The following is a 15,996-nucleotide window of genomic DNA, read 5'->3' on the forward strand; positions in this document are numbered from 1 at the left end:
GCAGCCCGAGGAGGCGTGCCGTGTACGACGACGAAGCCACGATCCGCAGGATCCTGAACGAGCTGGGCGACACGTGGGCCGTGGTCGGCCTGTCCGCCAACAGCCGGCGGGCCGCGTACGGCGTGGCGCAGGTGCTGCAGCAGTACGGCAAGCGGATCGTGCCGGTGCACCCCAGGGCGGAGACAGTACACGGCGAGCGGGGCTACGCGTCCCTCGCGGACGTCCCCTTCGACGTCGACGTGGTGGACGTCTTCGTCAACAGCGCGCTGGCGGGCTCGGTGGCCGACGCGGCCGTGGCGAAGGGCGCGCAGGCGGTCTGGTTCCAGCTCGGAGTCGTGGACGCGGCCGCCTGCGCACGGACCCGGGCGGCGGGCCTGGACATGGTCATGGACCGGTGCCCGGCGATCGAAATTCCCCTCTTGACCTAGTGTCACTCCTTCTTCATCACAATCCGGCTCTGAATATTGACATTCGGGTTAGGTATCTGACCTGTGCAAAGTCCGTCCCCAAGATGGGTAAGATCCTGGGTCAAGATTTGGTAATCAGTCTTTTGCCGACGCGGAAAGCGTTCCTAGCCTGTGGCCTCATTCCCCGTTAAACCTGCGTTTACGATCTGAGAGGCCACTTGACATGGCGAAAGTCGACCAGGCTGCACCGGTAGCCACGAGCGATACCGGTGGCCTGCGCCGCGATGTCGGACTCATCGGTCTGATGTGGGCCTCGGTGGGCTCCATCATCGGCTCCGGATGGCTGTACGGCGCCGAGAAGGCGGTCGTCGTGGCCGGCCCCGCGGCGATCATCTCGTGGGTGATCGGCGCCGTAGCCATCGTCCTGCTGGCGCTCGTGCACGCCGAGCTCGGCGGCATGTTCCCGGTGGCGGGCGGTACGGCCCGGTACCCGCACTACGCGTTCGGCGGCCTCGCCGGTATGTCCTTCGGCTGGTTCGCCTGGCTGCAGGCGGCCACCGTGGCCCCGATCGAGGTCGAGGCCATGATCGGCTACGCCGGTCACTGGAAGTGGGCCCAGGGTCTGCAGCACGCCGACGGAACGCTGACCGTCAGCGGAATCGTTACCGCCGTCGTCCTCATGGCCGTCTTCGTCGGTGTCAACTTCTTCGGTGTCCGGGCCCTCGCCCACACCAACAGCGCCGCCACGTGGTGGAAGATCGCCGTCCCGCTCGGTGCGATCTTCATCATCGCCGCGACCAACTTCCACGGAAGCAACTTCACCTCGGAGGGCTTCGCCCCGTTCGGCGCCAAGGGCATCCTCGGTGCCATCAGCTCCAGCGGCATCATCTTCGCGCTGCTCGGCTTCGAGCAGGCCATCCAGCTGGCGGGCGAGAGCCGCAACCCCAAGCGTGACCTGCCGCGGGCGACCCTCGGCTCGGTCGCGATCGGCGCCGTGATCTACATCCTGCTGCAGGTCGTGTTCATCGGCGCGCTGCCCCACGCCTCCTTCGCGCACGGCTGGGCCAAGCTCGACTTCGTGGGCATCAGCGGTCCCTGGGCGGGCCTGGCGACCCTGGTCGGCCTGGGCTGGCTGGGCTGGGTGCTCTACGTGGACGCGATCATCTCCCCCGCCGGCACCGGCCTGATCTACACCACCGCCACCTCCCGCGTCTCCTACGGTCTGGCCAAGAACGGCTACGCGCCGAAGGCGTTCTCCAAGACCGACAAGCGCGGTGTGCCGTGGTTCGGTCTGATCATGTCCTTCGTCACCGGTGTGGTCTGCTTCCTTCCGTTCCCGAGCTGGCAGGAGCTGGTCGGCTTCATCACCTCGGCGAGTGTCCTGATGTACGCGGGCGCGCCGCTGGCCTACGGTGTCTTCGCCGACCGTCTGCCGAACTTCGAGCGCCCCTACCGACTGCCTTTCGGCAAGCTCATCTCCCCGCTGTCCTTCGTGGTCGCCAACCTGATCATCTACTGGGCCGGCTGGAACACCCTGTGGCGGCTGGGCTTCGCCATCCTGCTCGGCTACCTGCTGCTCGGCTCCTACGCCTGGTGGGCCAACGCCACGAACAAGCCCGACGCGCCCCGGATGGACTTCAAGGCGGCGCAGTGGCTGCCCGCCTACCTGCTGGGCATCGGCCTGATCTCCTGGCAGGGCGGCTTCGGTGACGGCAGCCAGGGCAACATCCCGCTGTGGTGGGACATCCTCGTCGTCGCGGCCTTCTCCCTCGGCATCTACTACTGGGCCAAGGCCGTCGCGTCGAAGCCCGAGGCGATCGAGCGCAGCATCGAGGAGGTCGTGGTCACCGACGCCCCGGCGCACTGACCCTTCCTCTCCTGGTGTCCCGTCGGCCCGATCCGGGCTGACGGGACACCGTCATAATGCGGGGGTGATTCTCCCTTGACGCCGACCCCGCACCGGTGCCCGGCGAGGCGGGCGCGCAACTGGCGCCGGCCCATCGCCTGACGGCCTGAGCTAACCGACCCCGAGCCCCTCCAGCACCACCGCTCCGGGCAGTTCCGCGAGCGCCTTGCCCGGCACCAGCAGCTTGCCGCGCCGGCGTCCGCTGCCGACCAGGACGTAGGGCAGGTCGGCCACGGCCGCGTCCACCAGCACCGGCCAGCCGGCCGGCAGCCCGACCGGGGTGATGCCGCCGTACTCCATGCCGGTCTCGCCGGTCGCGGTGTCCATGGCGGCGAACGAGGCCTTGCGGGCGCCGAGTTGGCGGCGCACCACGCCGTTGACGTCGACCCGGGTGGTGGAGAGCACCAGGCACGCCGCGAGCGTGGTCCCGCCGCCCCGCTTGCCCGCGACCACCACGCAGTTCGCCGACTGTTCGAGCAGGTCGCGGCCATAGTGCTCCACGAAGACGGCCGTGTCGGCCCAGCGCGGGTCGGTGTCGACGTAGACGATCCGGTCGGCGGGAACGCTGCCCTGCCACTGGCGCACGGCCTCGGCGACCGGAGCGGTCAGCTCGTCCAGGCAGTCCGGGGCGGGGGTGGCGGCGTCGAAGTCTCCGATGGGTGCGCGCATGGCCGCACGCTAACAGTCCGTGTGCCGGGCGTTCAGCGCACGGGCGGGACCGAAACCGCCATCACCATGTCCAAGGGGACGTCCCCTTCGTTGCCGTAGGTGTGCGGGGTGTCGGCCTCGAAGGTGGCGCTCGCTCCCGCCGGGACGACGTGCGGGACACCGTCCACGGTGAGGGTGAGTTCGCCCGTGGTGACATGGACGAGTTCCACTGTGCCGGTCGGATGCGGGTCGGACGGGCTGCGGTCGCCGGGCATCAGGCGCCAGTCCCACATCTCCAGCGGCCCGGGGGCCTCGGTGCCCGCCAGGAGCCGGTTGTAGCTTCCCGCCTCCGTGTGCCACAACCGTACGGCCTGGTCGGCGGGGACGACGCGGACCTTGGGTCCCTGTTCGTAGTCGAGCAGCGTGGTGATGCTGATGCCCAGCGCGTCGCCGATCTTGACCACGGTGCCGATGCTGGGGTTGGTGCGGGCCTGCTCGATCTGGATGAGCATGCCACGACTGACTCCCGCGCGGGCGGCCAGCGCGTCCAGGGTGAAGCCGCGCTCGGTCCGCCAGCGTTTGACGTTCCGCGCCAGGGACTGGGTCAGCAGGTCGAGGTCCGACACATCACATCCATGAGGGTTCACTATATTGAATTCCACAGTCCAGCTTGTTGAACTATGCTGTGGTGTACCTACTTGTTCATTGCACTGTACTGCGAGGTGGCCCGTGACAGCATTCTTCGCGCTGACCACCAGTCTCCTGTGGGGCCTGGCAGACTTCGGCGGCGGGCTGCTGACGCGACGCACGCCCGCACTGACCGTGGTGGTGGCTTCCCAGGCGATCGCCGCGGTCGTGCTGGGCGTGATCGTGATGGCGACCGGCGGCTGGGGCGAGGCCGGCCCGCGGCTGTGGTTCGCGGTCGGGGCCGGCGTGGCCGGCCCGGTGGCCGTGTTCTCCTTCTACAAAGCCCTCGCGCTGGGCCCGATGGGCGTGGTCTCCCCGCTGGCCACGCTGAGCGTGGCCGTCCCGGTCGGCGTCGGCCTGGTCCTCGGCGAACGTCCGGGGGCCCTGCAGCTCGCGGGCATCGCCGTCGCCGTCACCGGAGTCGTCCTCGCGGGCGGCCCGCAGCTGCGCGGCGCGCCCGTGCAACGGCAGACGATCCTGCTCACGCTGGTCGCCGCGCTGGGTTTCGGCACGGTGTTCGCGCTGATCACGGAGGCCTCGACCAATGTCACCGGCCTGTTCCTGTCGCTGTTCGCGCAGCGCCTGACGAGCGTCGCCGTGGGCGGTGCGGCGCTGTACGCGTCGGTCCGGCGGGGCGCCCCCGCCCTGCCCGAGGACGGTCTGCCCCGGGCCGCGCTGCCGGCGCTGGGCTTCGTCGGCCTCGCGGACGTGGCGGCCAACGGCACCTACGCCCTCGCCGCCCAGCACGGCCCGATCACCGTGGCCGCCGTCCTCGCCTCGCTGTACCCCGTGGTCACCGCGCTGGCCGCGCGTGGCTTCCTCAGTGAGCGGCTGCGCGCGATCCAGGCCGCGGGCGCGGGCCTGGCCCTGGTGGGGACGCTGCTGCTGGCGACCGGCTGAGTCAGCCGTCGGCCTCGAGCCGGGCCAGCCGCTCGACCGCTTCCTCGTCCAGGCCGGCCAGCGCCTGCAGCTGCTCCGGCGTGATCCCTTCCGGGATCGGCACGGGCGGCGGAGTCCGCAGCGGCGGCTGCCAGCCCTCGTCGGGCGTCCAGCGGCGTACGACGCGGGCGGGCGCTCCCGCCACCACGGCGTGGTCGGGCACCGCGCCCCGGACCACCGCACCGGCGGCCACGACCACGTTCCGGCCGATCCGCGCCCCCGGCAGGATCACCGCACCGGTGCCGATCCAGCAGCCCGGGCCGATCTCCACCGGCTCCATGCGCGGCCACTGCTTGCCGATGGGCTGGTGCGGGTCGTCGTAGGAGTGGTTGGTGGAGGTGACGTAGACGTACGGGCCGAAGTAACAGTCGCTGCCGATGGTGACCGTGGTGTCGGCGATGACATGGCTGCCGCGGCCGAGGACGACTCCGTCGCCGATGCGCAGGATCGGGTCCGGGCCGAGATCCAGGTCCGGCATCAGGCCGGCCGTGAGGGTGACCTGCTCACCGATGATGCAGTGGGACCCGAGGTGGATCCAGGGCTCGCCGAAGACCGTGCCGAGCGGGAAGGCCAGCCGGGTGGCTTCGCCGATCGAGCCGAAGCGGAGGCGACCGGGGTTCTCGGCCGTCACCGAACCCGTGCGCTGCACCCAGGACCAGCCCGTGTGCACCGCGCGCTGCACCAGTCGGCGTCGCCAGGATGAGAACGTGTTCTTGCGCTTCGGCACGGGCTCACGTTACTCATCGGTTGCCATCGGCAAGAGGGCGGGCTGCTGTGATCTTCACCCCACCTGGTGTCGTACCGTTCGGGCACACGACGGACACGAGGAGACGGTGATGACGCAGAAGGCGCTGATCGCGGGCATAGGGGGCAAGGAGCCTCGGGTCGATCCGGAGGCGTTCGTGGCGCCGACGGCCTCGGTGATCGGGGATGTCACGCTGGGTGCGGGGGCGAGTGTCTGGTACGGGGCGGTCGTGCGGGGTGATGTCGAGACGATCACCGTCGGGGCGGACGCGAATGTGCAGGACAACGTGACGCTGCATGCGGACCCCGGGTTTCCGGTGAGCGTCGGGGAGCGGGTGTCCATCGGTCACAACGCGGTGGTGCACGGGGCGACCGTGGAGGACGACTGCCTCATCGGGATGGGGGCGACCGTGCTGAACGGGGCCGTGATCGGGGCGGGGTCGCTGGTCGCCGCTCAGGCGTTGGTGCCGCAGGGGATGCTGGTTCCGCCCGGGTCGCTGGTGGCGGGGGTGCCGGCGAAGGTTCGGCGGGAGCTGTCCGAGGAGGAGCGGCAGGGGGTCACCCTCAACGGGACCATGTACGCGGAGTTGGCCAAGGCGCACAAGGATGTGCATCGCTAGGGGCGTGCGCGGGTGCGGGTGCGTGGGGGTTGCCAGGGCAGTTCCCCGCGCCCCTTGGGGGGTTCTATTCCCCGGCGTTTGCAGGCTCGGCCTCTTGTTGGGCCGGCTGGGCCTTCTTCGCCCGGCGCTTGACGATCAGCATCGACGCCAGGCCGATCAGGACGGCTGCCGCAAGGCCCAGGTACGAGAAGCGCTTCAGCCAGTCCTCGGCGACGACGCCCACGTAGTAGATGACGGCCGTGGTGCCGCCCGCCCAGCAGATGCCGCCGAGGACGTTGGCGGTCAGGAACTTCCAGTACGGCATGTGGAGCACGCCCGCGAGGGGGCCGGCGAAGATGCGGAGCAGGGCGACGAAGCGGCCGAAGAAGACGGCCCACATGCCCCACTTCTCGAAGGACCGCTCCGCGGTGGCGACATGGCCCTCGCTGAAGTGTTTCGGGAACTTCCTGCCCAGCCAGGCCAGCAGCGGCCGTCCGCCCTTGCGGCCGATCGCGTAGCCGATGGAGTCCCCGATGACGGCACCGGCGGTGGCGCACGCGCCGAGGACGATCGGGTTGATGCCGGAGTGATGGGAGGACATGAGCGCCGCCGAGATCAGGACGATCTCGCCCGGCAGCGGGATGCCCAGGCTCTCCAGGCCGATCACCAGGGCCACGACGGCGTAGACGGCGGCCGGTGGCACCGTGTCGAGCCATTCCTGGACGTGCACCGCCGGTTCCTCCCCTGTCGTCGTCTTTGTGTGCCGGGGCGTGGCTTGTGCGGCGCGCCCCATGGGAAGGCTACCTGGTCGGCGGTGGAGGACGGCTCCCGTGCGTGCCCGGCGGCACCGTCCCGCCCTCCCGCCTTCGGTTTTCGGACATCCCGGTGTCATACGGGACGGGAAAACTCCCCGCGGTTTCGCCGCCCCGCCTCCCCCAGGCCCCACCACCGTGGAGCCCGATGCGGAAGGACGACGTCCCCGTGTCCTCACTGTCCCCGCTGTCCCCGCCCACCTCACTCTCCCCGCCCGTCCCGCCTCCCCTTCCCCCCTCCGAGGCTCCGGTGCGCCGTGTCTCCTTCATGGCCGCCCGGCCGGTCCGGCTCGCCCTCGTGCTGGCGCCGCTGCTGCTCGCCGCGGGCTGGGCCCTGGCCAACCGGCCCCTGGCACACGAGGGTGCCGCCCGGCTGGTGGCCGCCGACCCCTGGTGGCTGTTGGCCGGGGGCGGATTCACCTGTCTGACCTGGGTGGCGGCTTCCTGCGTGCGGCAGGGTGCCCTGCCGGACCGGGTGCCGCCGGGGCTGCTGCTGGCCTCGCAGTTCGCCGCCGGTGCCGCGAACCACGCACTGCCCGGCGGCCTCGGCGCGCACGCCGTCACGGTCCGTTTCCTGCGCACCCAGGGCGTGCCGCTCGCTCGGGCGACCGCCTCGGTCGGCCTGTACTCGCTGGCCAAGTCGGGGGCGAAGACGGTGGTGCTGCTCGTGTTCCTGGCCGTCTCGCCCGCCTGGCGGCGGCTCGGGGACCTGGTCCCGGACGGACGGATCCTGGTGCCCGTCGGCGCCGCGGCGGGCGGTGCGCTCGCGGTGGCGGGGGTGCTCCTGACCGTCGTACGGCCGCTGCGGCGCCCGGTGACGGGGCTGGTGCGCTCCGCTCTCGCCGATGCGCGCGTGGTGCACGGCCGGCCCTGCCGGGTGCTGGCCCTGTGGGGCGGGGCGGCCGCGATGCCGCTGGTGCAGGGCGGTGCGCTCGTGTGTGTCGGGGCCTCGCTCGGCCTCGGGCTGCCCTGGGAGCAGGTGGTCCTCGCCTATCTGGCGGCGGGCACCGCCGTGGGAGCCGTGCCGGCGCCCGGGGGCCTGGCGGTGGACGCGGCGCTGGTGTGGACGCTCGTCGCGTTCGGTGCCACGCCGGCGGTGGCCACCGCGACCGTGATCGGCTACCGGGTGCTGACCGACTGGCTGCCGCTGCTGCCGGGCGCCCTGGTGCTGTCGGCGCTGGTCCGCGCGAAGGTGCTGTGAGCGCCGGTCACTCGCGGCGGGCGACCAGACGGTAGGCGTTGGACAGGCCGAGACGGTGGGACAGGGGGCGGATCGCGAGGCGGTCGAGGAGGGTGGCCGTGAGCAGGGCGGGCACACCGGCGAGGAGAAGCGCGGTGCGCAGGGTGCGCCTCAGGGCGCCGGGCGGCTCGGGCAGCCAGGGGGCGTCGTCGCGCGGGGCGGTGTGGTCGAGGGTCAGCCAGACGGCGGCGAGCAGGTCCACCGGGTCGTGCGGCTCCGCGTGCTGCTCGGCGACCACCGTGAAGCCGAGTTCGGTCAGCCGTCGGCGCAGGTTGGCGACCGGCATGAAGTGCAGGTGCTGCGGCTGGAGCCAGGGCAGCCACCAGCGGCCGAGGAGACGGGCGTAGCGGCTCTCCGGGTCCGGTACCTCGATGAGCAGGTGGCCGCCGGGGCGTACGGCCTCGTGGGCGGCGCGCAGTTCGCGGTCGGGGTCGGTGCTGTGCTCCAGGTAGTGGAACATGCTCACCACGTCGTAGCGGGCGGCGAGGTCGGGCGCGAGGTCGGGGAAGGCACCGCGGTAGGCGTGCTCCACACGGCCCTCGCGGGCGGCGAGGTCGACGCCGTCGGTGAAGTCCAGCCCGTCGAAGCAGGTGCCGGGCAGCACGGTGCGGGCGGCCTCGCAGAAGTGGCCGTGTCCGGTACCGACGTCCAGCCAGTTCTTCGGGGTGGGGTCGTGCGGCACCATCGCCTCGGCGCGGTCCCGGTACATCGCGGTGCGGCCGCCGAAGGTGCCGCTCATACGCTGCTCACCGAGGCCGTCGTAGAAGTCGCGGTAGTAGAACTCCAGGCCTTCGGCGGTCAGTTGGGGGTTCTGGAAGGTGTGGCCGCAGTCGGTGCAGCGGTCGAGGCTGAAGCGGCCGGGCTTGTGCTGGAGCAGGTCGGTGGTGTGCAGCCGGGTCGTCAGGCCGTCGGACTCGCACCAGGGGCAGGTGGTGCGCCGGGGTGCGAAGAAGCGGTCCGTGCCGTCGGCCAGGTCTGCCTGGTAGGCGGGGCGCAGGGCGGCGACGCGCTCGCTGTTCTTGCTCTTGTCGCTCATCGGCTCTCCCTCATGGGGTGCTGTGTGACGCCAGTCGTTCCAGGTGGCCCGCTGCCGCGCGGGCGCCGCCGGCCGCGCGGAAGGCCGTGCGGACGCGGGCCGCGGCGGCCCGGTGGGCACGGTCGTTCAGGACGGTGTCGAGGGCCGCGCCGAGCCGGGGCGCGGTGACCCGGCCGAAGCGGACCCGCACTCCGGCGCCCGCGTCCACGACCTGCGAGGCCACCACCGGCTGGTCGTCCCGGATGGGGGCCACGACGAGCGGGACGCCGTGCCAGAGCGCCTCGCAGACGGTGTTGTGCCCGGCGTGGCAGACGACCGCGTCCATCCGCTCCAGGAGCGGGAGCTGGGGAACGGACGGCAGGATCAGCACGTCCTTGCCGAAGCGGTCCGCGGGGGCGGCCGGCAGGGTGCCGCCCGGGTCCACGAGCACCGCCTGCACCCGGTCGGCGCGTTCGCGCAGCACGGCGAGGCACTCGGCGAGGAAGCGCTGTCCGGCGTCGGCGTTGGCGGTGCCCAGGGTCACCAGGACCTTCGCCCGGCCGGGGTCCAGCCACTCCCAGGGGAAGCCGGGTCCGGCCGGGCGGTCGGCGAGGGACGGCCCGACGTAGTGGATCCGCTGCCCCAACGGGGCCTGGGGACCGATGAGTTCGGGTGTACTGAAGACGAGAAGCAGGTGGGGCGAGTAGCGCGGGTCGGCGGCCTGGGCCGGGTCGCCGATCCGGGTGCGCAGCTCGGTGAGGCGCTCGCGCAGCCACTCGGCGACCTTGGGCAGGCCGTCGTAGGCGCCGGTGAACTCGGCCGAGGTGGTGGCGGAGGTCGCCCACGGCAGGCCGAGGCGCTCGGCCACCAGGGCGCCGGCGAAGGCCTGCTGGTCGGCGACGACCACATCGGGGCGGAACGCCTCGGCGGCCGCACGGACGCCCGGGGCCATCGCGTCGGCGAGCGGTACCAGGTACCACTCCCAAAGGAACTTCAGCGCCTCCGCACCCCGCAGATCGGGCGGCCGTACGGCACCCTCCGCGCCCGGCACCGGACCGGCGCACGCGTACACCCGCGCGTCCTGGCCCGCGAGGCGGTGCAGCAGCGCGGGATCGGCACAGACCCAGGCCACGCGGTGGCCGCGCTCGGCGAGCCGGGCGGCGACCCCGACGGCGGGGTTGATGTGCCCGACCAGCGGCGGGACGACGAACAGGAACCCGCTCACCGGACCCCCGCGCCTGCCACGTCGCGGATCAGGCCGAGGATGTGGGCGCCGACGGTTCCGGCGGCCTCGACCAGCACCGAATGCTCGTGTCCGGGCAGCACGACGGACCGGAAGTCCGTGAGCAGCGCCCGCTTCAGCGGCACCAGCTCCACCAGGTCCGAGTCGCCGCCGTACACACCGAGGACCGGGCAGCGTACGGCCCTGATCTGCTCCTCGGTCAGCACCCGGCTGGCGGGGATGTCCCGGCCGAGGGTGGTCTCGCGGGCGAGCCGGGCGGCGCCCTTGGCCAGGCGGGCGGTGTTGTGGCCGCGGTTCGCGGTGATCCAGGCGAGGGCGTCCGGCTCGTTGTGGGCGAGTTCGGCCACCACCCGGCGCAGGATGCCGCCCAGCTTGGACGCCCAGGCGGCGGTGGCGGGTTCGGACTCGATCAGGGTGAGGCCGGCCGTGCGGTCAGGGTGGCGGGCCGCGTAGCCGAAGGCGATCGTGCCGCCGTAGGAGTTGCCGACCAGGTGCACGGGTCCGGTGATCCCGAGCCGGTCGAGGACCGCCTCCAGGTCGTCGATGTTGTGGTCGAGGGTGTAGCCGTCCCGTGGGCGCTCGCTGCGGCCGTGCCCGCGCAGGTCGTACATGACGACGTCGAGGCCGGCCGCCGCGAAGGCCGGGGCGACGGTGAAGTAGTAGCTGGCCAGGCTGTCGGTGAGCAGCCCGTGCACGAGGACGACCGTGGCGTCGGGGGTGCGGCCGTCCGGTGGGCCCATGCGCTGGACGTGCAGCCGGATTCCGGCGGCGTCGATCATCGCCATGGCTCAGCCCGCCTCCGTGGCCTTCAGGCTCCACACCACGTACTCGACGAGCCGGCCCACGGTCAGCTCGATGATCTCGTCGAACTCCATGCCGGCCAGGAACTCGGCGAGGTTGACCCGCCGTCCGTACCGCTCCTCCAGCAGACCCGCGAGGGTGACGAGGTCGATGCTCTCCAGTTCCAGATCGCGGTTGAAGGTGGTGGACATGCCGATCACCACGTCGTCCTCGCCGTACTCCGCGAGGAGCGTGCGGAGCATGCCGGTGATCTCGGCGAGCACCGTGTCCGTGGTGGGCTGCGCCGGGACCGGCGGGGTGGGGTTCATCGGGTGTACTCCTCGGCTGCTCGGTCGTCTTGTCCGTGGCCCTGTCCGTCGTCCGGTCCCTCGCCGGGCTCGTATCCCGTCGTCCAGGCCACCACGTAGGCGCGTTGCCGCAGGGTGGGCGGGTTGCTCGCGGGTGCGCAGCGCACGGTGTACGCGCGTTCCAGCCGCCCGGAGACCACCAGCCGGCCCCCGTCCGGAGCGGCCTCCCGCACGGCGAAGTCCCTGGGGCGGCCGCCGAATCCGACGCCCTCGGCCTTGGCGACGGCTTCCTTGGCCGCCCAGAAGCGGGTGAACCACAGGGCCTCGTCGTCCGGGCCGTCGGCGCGAAGCGTGCGCAGAAGGCGCAGTTCGTCCGTGCCGAGCGCGGTGGTGAGGGTCGCGGGGTCGCGTGCGGTGACCTCCTCGATGTCGATGCCGGGCCCGGGACCGGGGCGGTGCGGCCGTACGATCGCCACGCCCGCCTCGGCCCGGTGGGCGAGGGACACGTCCAGCGGGGGCAGGGTGCGGCCGTGCACGCCGGTGACGTACGGGCGGCCGAGTTCGTCGTTGTGCACCCGGATCTCCGCCGGGAAGACGGGACCCTCTCCGTGCTGCCAGAGCCACTGCCGTACCGCGTCCTTGACCGCGATCCGGCCGAGCAGCCACTGCCGGCGGCCCCGCGGCGGGCGTTCGGTGTACTGGGTGCGCTCCGCGCCGCCGAGCGCGTTGCGCATGATCAGCTCGCGCGAGGCGAGGTCCGGCCACCGCTCGTGCACCAGCGCCCAGCCGCCGGGCCGCGCCTCGGAGAGGGTGTGGCGCTCGGGGAAGCGTTCGACGGGCCTGGTCCGCGGGTCGTTGTCGAAGCGGCGGTCCTGCCAGCCGCCGAGCACGGCCCACACCCGGCCGTCGACGGACAGCTCCGCGTCCGCCTCCAGGACCGTGTCGGTGAGCGAGGTGATCCGCAGCAGACAGCCGACCCTCGTCCCGGGCACCGGGTGGGGCCCGTGGAACCGCATGTGCCGCATCTGCACCGGGAAGACGACGGTCCGCTCGGTGCGGGTCGCCATGATCCAGTAGCCGAGGAGCTGGCCCACGTTGTCGAGCAGGGCTCCGGGCGCCCCGGGCGCGGTGATCACTCCGCGGATGTGCCGGTCGCCGATCGCGGTCAGCTCGGTGAGGCCCTGGAACGCCGGGCCGTGGAACATCCACCGCTCGCGGTAGATCTGGGCGGCGGTGTGCTCGGGGGCGCGTTCGGGGGTGTCGGGCAGGGGGATCGGCGGGGGCGGTGCGGGGTGGTGCGGGGCGAGTTCGACCACGGCGCGGGCCGTGGGACCGAAGGTGACGGCGACGCGGTCCGGGCGGCCGGGCTCGGGGGTGACGGTGACCGGCACGTCGAGCGGGGGTGTGGCGGTGAGCCACCGGTCGAACCGGGCTCCGTGCACGGCGACCGCCCGCAGCCCGGGGGCCGCCTCCTCCGCCGCGTCCATCATGTGCCGCACCAGTGTGGTGGCGGGGACGACCGGCCACCGGTCCTCCACGTCGGGCCAGCCGGGGCGCTGCGGGAAGAAGCAGTGGTCCAGGAGGTGGGGCATGGTGTCGGGCGACACCCGCACGGTTGTCGTGGTGGTGGCGGGGGGTCGAGTGGCCGTCGCGGGGGGCGGGGCGACGGGGGTGGGCGCGGGTGCCTGGCGTACGGCCGCCGATGCGGCGGTTCGGCGGTCGCTCGCCGCGATCAGCTCGGCCGCGGTGTCCGCGGTGTCCCGCAGCAGGGCGGTCAGCTCGGCGGCGGCCGGGAACCGGGTGACGAGGTCGTCCAGGGGGGACGCGCCGGGGCGGGACGGTGGCGAGGGGTGCGCCGCCGGCCGGCTCGGGCGGAGCTCCGACCGCAGTGCGTCCAGGGCCGGCCCGGCCAGGGAGACCAGGGCGCCGTCCAGGTCGAGGCGGACGGCGGGGCGGGCCGGTGCCCCGGCCCCGGCTGCCGGAGCGAGCGTCTCGGCCCGGCCCGCCGCATCGACCGGCCGGGCGGGTGCCGGCGCCGGCGCCACCCGCGCCCCGGCCGTCCACAACGCCGTTGCCACACGCCGGAGTTGGGACATCCCGGAGCGGTGGGGCGAGTTGGCGGCGACGGTGAGGTGGTCGCGTTCGGCGAGGGTGTCGGTGATGAGGGAGGCCAGCTGGCCGGCACCGGTCTGGACGAAGGCGCGGTGGCCCGCCGAGTACAGGGCCTCGATCAGCTCGCGGAAGCGCACGGGCTCCAGCAGGTGCCGTACGAACAGTTCGCGTACCGCCGCCTCCTGGCCCGGGAAGGGCGCGGCGGTCGTCCCGGACCACACCGGGACGGTCGGCGGGTGGAGCCGGAAACGCTCCGCGGCCTCCTTGATGGGCGCCAGGTACGGCTCCAGCATCGGCGTGTGGAAGCCGGACCGGAAGGGCAGCACCTGGCACAGCACGCCCTCGGCGCGGAAGGTCCGGACGAAGTCCCGGACCGCCGCGTCGGGCCCGCACACCATCGACTGGCGGGGCGCGTTGTCGTGGGACAGCACGATCCCGGAGCCCTTCCACGCCTCGGCGAGAGCGCCGCGGACGCGGTCGGCCGAGGCGCCCACCGCGGCGAAGGCGAGGCCCGGCACGGTCAGCGCGTCCGGGTCGAACTCGGCCATGAACGCGTCCACTTCGGCGCCCGAGTACAGGCCGGCCGCCACCATGGCCGTCCACTCGCCGACGCTGTGCCCGGCGACCGCGTCGGGTACGACCCCCATGCGGCGCAGCGCGGCGTCCAGCAGCCGGCCCACGCCGACGACGGAGAAGCCGTGCCGTCCGATGTCGCCGACCTGGACGTCCGCGCCGGTGCCGGTGAGCGGGGTCAGGCCGAAGTACGCGGCGATGTCGTCGGCGCGGGGCGCGAAGTCGCTCTCCAGGCCGGGGAAGACGAAGGCCAGCCCGCCGCCCGCGGGCCCGAGCAGAGGGGTGGGCCGGAACCAGAGGTCGCTGCGGCCCTGCCAGGCCCGGCCCTTGCCGGTCACCCGCCGGGCCAGCGCGAGCCGCTTGGCGGTGGGGTCGACGATGCCGAGGCGTACGGGGCCTGCGTCGGGGTGCGGCCGGGCGGGGTCGAGGCCGGCGGCGAGCACGGCCGAGTCGCCGGTGTCGAGGAGGGCGGAGAGCCGGTCGATGCCGTCGGTCGCGAGCAGCAGGACGCGTTCGGGCTCGGCCACCACGGTCCGGGCCCGTCCGGACCTCGGTCGCGGGCCCGGCGCCTCCTCCAGCACCACATGGGCGTTGATCCCGCCGAACCCGAAGGCGTTCACGGCGGCCCGCCGGACCGGCTGCCGCGGCCCGGTCTCCCAGGGGCGGGCCTGATCCAGAGTGCGGAAGCGGGTGGCCGCGAGGGCGGGGTGGGGATCGTCGCAGTGCAGGGTGGGCAGCAGGGTGCCGTGGTGCAGGGCGAGGACGGCCTTGACCAGGCCGGCGACCCCGGCGGCCGGCATGGTGTGCCCGATCATCGACTTCACCGAACCGAGGACGGGCCGCTCGTCTCCGTAGGCCGTGCCCGGCCCGAACACCTCGGTCAGCGTGGCGAGTTCGGCCTCGTCCCCGGCCGGGGTGGCGGTGCCGTGCGCCTCCAGCAGGCCGATCGAGTGCGGCGCGGCCGGGTCGAGGCCCGCCGCCTGCCAGGCCTGGCGCACGGCTCGGGTCTGGCCGCCGGGGTCGGGGGTGACCAGACCGGCGGTACGGCCGTCGCTGGCCACGCCGGTCCCGCGGATCACCGCGTACACGCGGTCCGAGTCGCGTTCGGCGTCCGCGAGCCGTTTGAGGACGACGACGCCGGTGCCCTCCCCGATGAGGAGGCCGTCGGCATCGCGGTGGAAGGGGCGGCTGCGCTGGGTCGGGGACAGGGCGCGCAGCTGGGAGAAGACGCTCCACAGGGTGATGTCGTGGCAGTGGTGCACTCCCCCGGCCAGCATCATGTCGCAGCGTCCGGTGGTGAGTTCGGTGACCGCCTGGTCGACGGCGACCAGCGAGGAGGCGCAGGCCGCGTCCACGGTGTAGGCGGGGCCGCGCAGATCGAGCCGGTTGGCTATGCGGGAGGCGGCGAGGTTGGGGACGAGCCCGATCGCGGACTCCGGGCTGTCCGGGCCGAGCCGCTCGGTGAACGCCGCCCGCACCCGCTCCAGTTGCGCGGACGACAGCTCGGGCAGCAACTCGCCGAGGGTGCGAACGAGTTGCCCGGCCGTCCGCACCCGCTGGTCGAGCCGGACCAGGCCGGGGGTGAGATAGCCGCCGCGGCCCAGGGCCACGCCGATCCGGTGCCGCTCGGGCAGCCGGCCCTCGCCGCCCGCGTCGGCGAGGGCGGTGGCGGCCACGTCGAGGGCGATCAGCTGGTCGGGCTCGGTGCCGGGCACGGAGGCGGGCATGATGCCGTACCGGGTCACCTCCACCTCGGCCAGGCCGTCCACGAATCCGCCCCGCCGGCAGTAGATCCGGTCGGCCCGGGCGGGCCCGGCCGCCGGGTCCGGGCGGTAGTAGCCGGCGTCCCAGCGGCCCTCGGGGACGTCCCCGATCGCGTCCACGCCGTCGCGCAGATTGCGCCAGTAGGCGTCGAGACCGGCGGCACCGGGCAGCAGCACCGCCATCCCGACGACGGCGACGGCTGTCTGACGTTGCGTCATC

The 15,996-nt window shown here is 73.1% G+C and carries 14 protein-coding genes; 5 read left to right on the top strand and 9 right to left on the bottom strand.

Going from position 1 to position 15,996, the window contains the following annotated elements; translation table 11 throughout:
• Nucleotides 1-20: 20 nt before the first annotated feature.
• Entirely contained in the window at nt 21-428 is a 408-nt protein-coding gene (locus tag AVL59_RS32865) for a CoA-binding protein (protein ID WP_067311940.1), read from the top strand.
• A gap of 202 nt (nt 429-630) precedes the next feature.
• Nucleotides 631-2,274: an APC family permease gene (locus AVL59_RS32870; RefSeq protein WP_067311943.1), complete on the top strand. Its 1,644-nt coding sequence runs from the start codon at nt 631-633 to the stop codon at nt 2,272-2,274.
• A gap of 150 nt (nt 2,275-2,424) precedes the next feature.
• Here AVL59_RS32870 and AVL59_RS32875 read toward each other — a convergent pair whose 3' ends face one another.
• Nucleotides 2,425-2,982 (bottom strand): YbaK/EbsC family protein, encoded by a 558-nt coding sequence (locus AVL59_RS32875; RefSeq protein ID WP_067311946.1) that lies wholly within the window; start codon nt 2,980-2,982, stop codon nt 2,425-2,427.
• A gap of 32 nt (nt 2,983-3,014) precedes the next feature.
• Nucleotides 3,015-3,587, bottom strand: a complete 573-nt coding sequence (locus AVL59_RS32880; protein ID WP_067311949.1) for a helix-turn-helix domain-containing protein — start codon at nt 3,585-3,587, stop codon at nt 3,015-3,017.
• A 103-nt stretch (nt 3,588-3,690) separates the two neighbouring features.
• Between AVL59_RS32880 and AVL59_RS32885 the strand changes: the two genes are divergently transcribed.
• Nucleotides 3,691-4,548, top strand: coding sequence for a DMT family transporter (locus AVL59_RS32885; protein WP_067311951.1), 858 nt, complete (start codon nt 3,691-3,693; stop codon nt 4,546-4,548).
• A 1-nt stretch (nt 4,549) separates the two neighbouring features.
• On the opposite strand, the gene AVL59_RS32890 is transcribed toward AVL59_RS32885, so the two are convergent.
• The gene (locus AVL59_RS32890; protein WP_067311954.1) at nt 4,550-5,314 is read right to left on the bottom strand and encodes an acyltransferase; all 765 of its coding nucleotides are present in this window, start codon (nt 5,312-5,314) and stop codon (nt 4,550-4,552) included.
• A 109-nt stretch (nt 5,315-5,423) separates the two neighbouring features.
• Between AVL59_RS32890 and AVL59_RS32895 the strand changes: the two genes are divergently transcribed.
• Nucleotides 5,424-5,951, top strand: coding sequence for a gamma carbonic anhydrase family protein (locus tag AVL59_RS32895; protein WP_067311957.1), 528 nt, complete (start codon nt 5,424-5,426; stop codon nt 5,949-5,951).
• 64 nt (nt 5,952-6,015) lie between these two features.
• On the opposite strand, the gene AVL59_RS32900 is transcribed toward AVL59_RS32895, so the two are convergent.
• A complete protein-coding gene (locus AVL59_RS32900) occupies nt 6,016-6,660 on the bottom strand; it encodes a DedA family protein (RefSeq protein ID WP_067311960.1) in 645 nt (214 codons plus the stop codon).
• Nucleotides 6,661-6,890: 230 nt separating this feature from the next.
• Here AVL59_RS32900 and AVL59_RS32905 point away from each other — a divergent pair, with 230 nt between their 5' ends.
• Nucleotides 6,891-7,943: a lysylphosphatidylglycerol synthase transmembrane domain-containing protein gene (locus AVL59_RS32905; RefSeq protein WP_067311963.1), complete on the top strand. Its 1,053-nt coding sequence runs from the start codon at nt 6,891-6,893 to the stop codon at nt 7,941-7,943.
• Between the two features lie 7 nt (nt 7,944-7,950).
• Here the strand turns inward: AVL59_RS32905 and AVL59_RS32910 are convergent, their stop codons facing one another.
• Genes AVL59_RS32910 through AVL59_RS32930 form a run of 5 tightly spaced genes read right to left on the bottom strand, consistent with a single transcriptional unit; the run spans nt 7,951 to nt 15,995 of the window.
• Nucleotides 7,951-9,018, bottom strand: coding sequence for a class I SAM-dependent methyltransferase (locus AVL59_RS32910; protein WP_067311966.1), 1,068 nt, complete (start codon nt 9,016-9,018; stop codon nt 7,951-7,953).
• Between the two features lie 10 nt (nt 9,019-9,028).
• Nucleotides 9,029-10,222, bottom strand: coding sequence for a glycosyltransferase (locus AVL59_RS32915; protein ID WP_067311969.1), 1,194 nt, complete (start codon nt 10,220-10,222; stop codon nt 9,029-9,031).
• Nucleotides 10,219-11,025 (bottom strand): alpha/beta fold hydrolase, encoded by an 807-nt coding sequence (locus tag AVL59_RS32920; protein ID WP_067311972.1) that lies wholly within the window; start codon nt 11,023-11,025, stop codon nt 10,219-10,221. The genes AVL59_RS32915 and AVL59_RS32920 overlap by 4 nt, the downstream gene beginning before the upstream one ends.
• A 3-nt stretch (nt 11,026-11,028) precedes the next feature.
• Nucleotides 11,029-11,349, bottom strand: coding sequence for an acyl carrier protein (locus AVL59_RS32925; RefSeq protein ID WP_067311974.1), 321 nt, complete (start codon nt 11,347-11,349; stop codon nt 11,029-11,031).
• On the bottom strand, nt 11,346-15,995 hold the full coding sequence (locus AVL59_RS32930; protein ID WP_079147132.1) for a type I polyketide synthase: 4,650 nt from the start codon (nt 15,993-15,995) through the stop codon (nt 11,346-11,348). The genes AVL59_RS32925 and AVL59_RS32930 overlap by 4 nt, the downstream gene beginning before the upstream one ends.
• Between the last annotated feature and the right edge of the window lies 1 nt (nt 15,996).

The organism is Streptomyces griseochromogenes, assembly GCF_001542625.1.
GTDB lineage: Bacteria > Actinomycetota > Actinomycetes > Streptomycetales > Streptomycetaceae > Streptomyces > Streptomyces griseochromogenes.

Coding starts and splice junctions, on each gene's coding strand:
- AVL59_RS32870 (WP_067311943.1), top strand. CDS start 631: ATGGCGAAAGTCGACCAGGCTGCACCGGTAGCCACGAGCGATACCGGT.
- AVL59_RS32875 (WP_067311946.1), bottom strand. CDS start 2,982: ATGCGCGCACCCATCGGAGACTTCGACGCCGCCACCCCCGCCCCGGAC.
- AVL59_RS32895 (WP_067311957.1), top strand. CDS start 5,424: ATGACGCAGAAGGCGCTGATCGCGGGCATAGGGGGCAAGGAGCCTCGG.
- AVL59_RS32905 (WP_067311963.1), top strand. CDS start 6,891: ATGCGGAAGGACGACGTCCCCGTGTCCTCACTGTCCCCGCTGTCCCCG.
- AVL59_RS32910 (WP_067311966.1), bottom strand. CDS start 9,018: ATGAGCGACAAGAGCAAGAACAGCGAGCGCGTCGCCGCCCTGCGCCCC.
- AVL59_RS32920 (WP_067311972.1), bottom strand. CDS start 11,025: ATGGCGATGATCGACGCCGCCGGAATCCGGCTGCACGTCCAGCGCATG.
- AVL59_RS32925 (WP_067311974.1), bottom strand. CDS start 11,349: ATGAACCCCACCCCGCCGGTCCCGGCGCAGCCCACCACGGACACGGTG.
- AVL59_RS32930 (WP_079147132.1), bottom strand. CDS start 15,995: ATGACGCAACGTCAGACAGCCGTCGCCGTCGTCGGGATGGCGGTGCTG.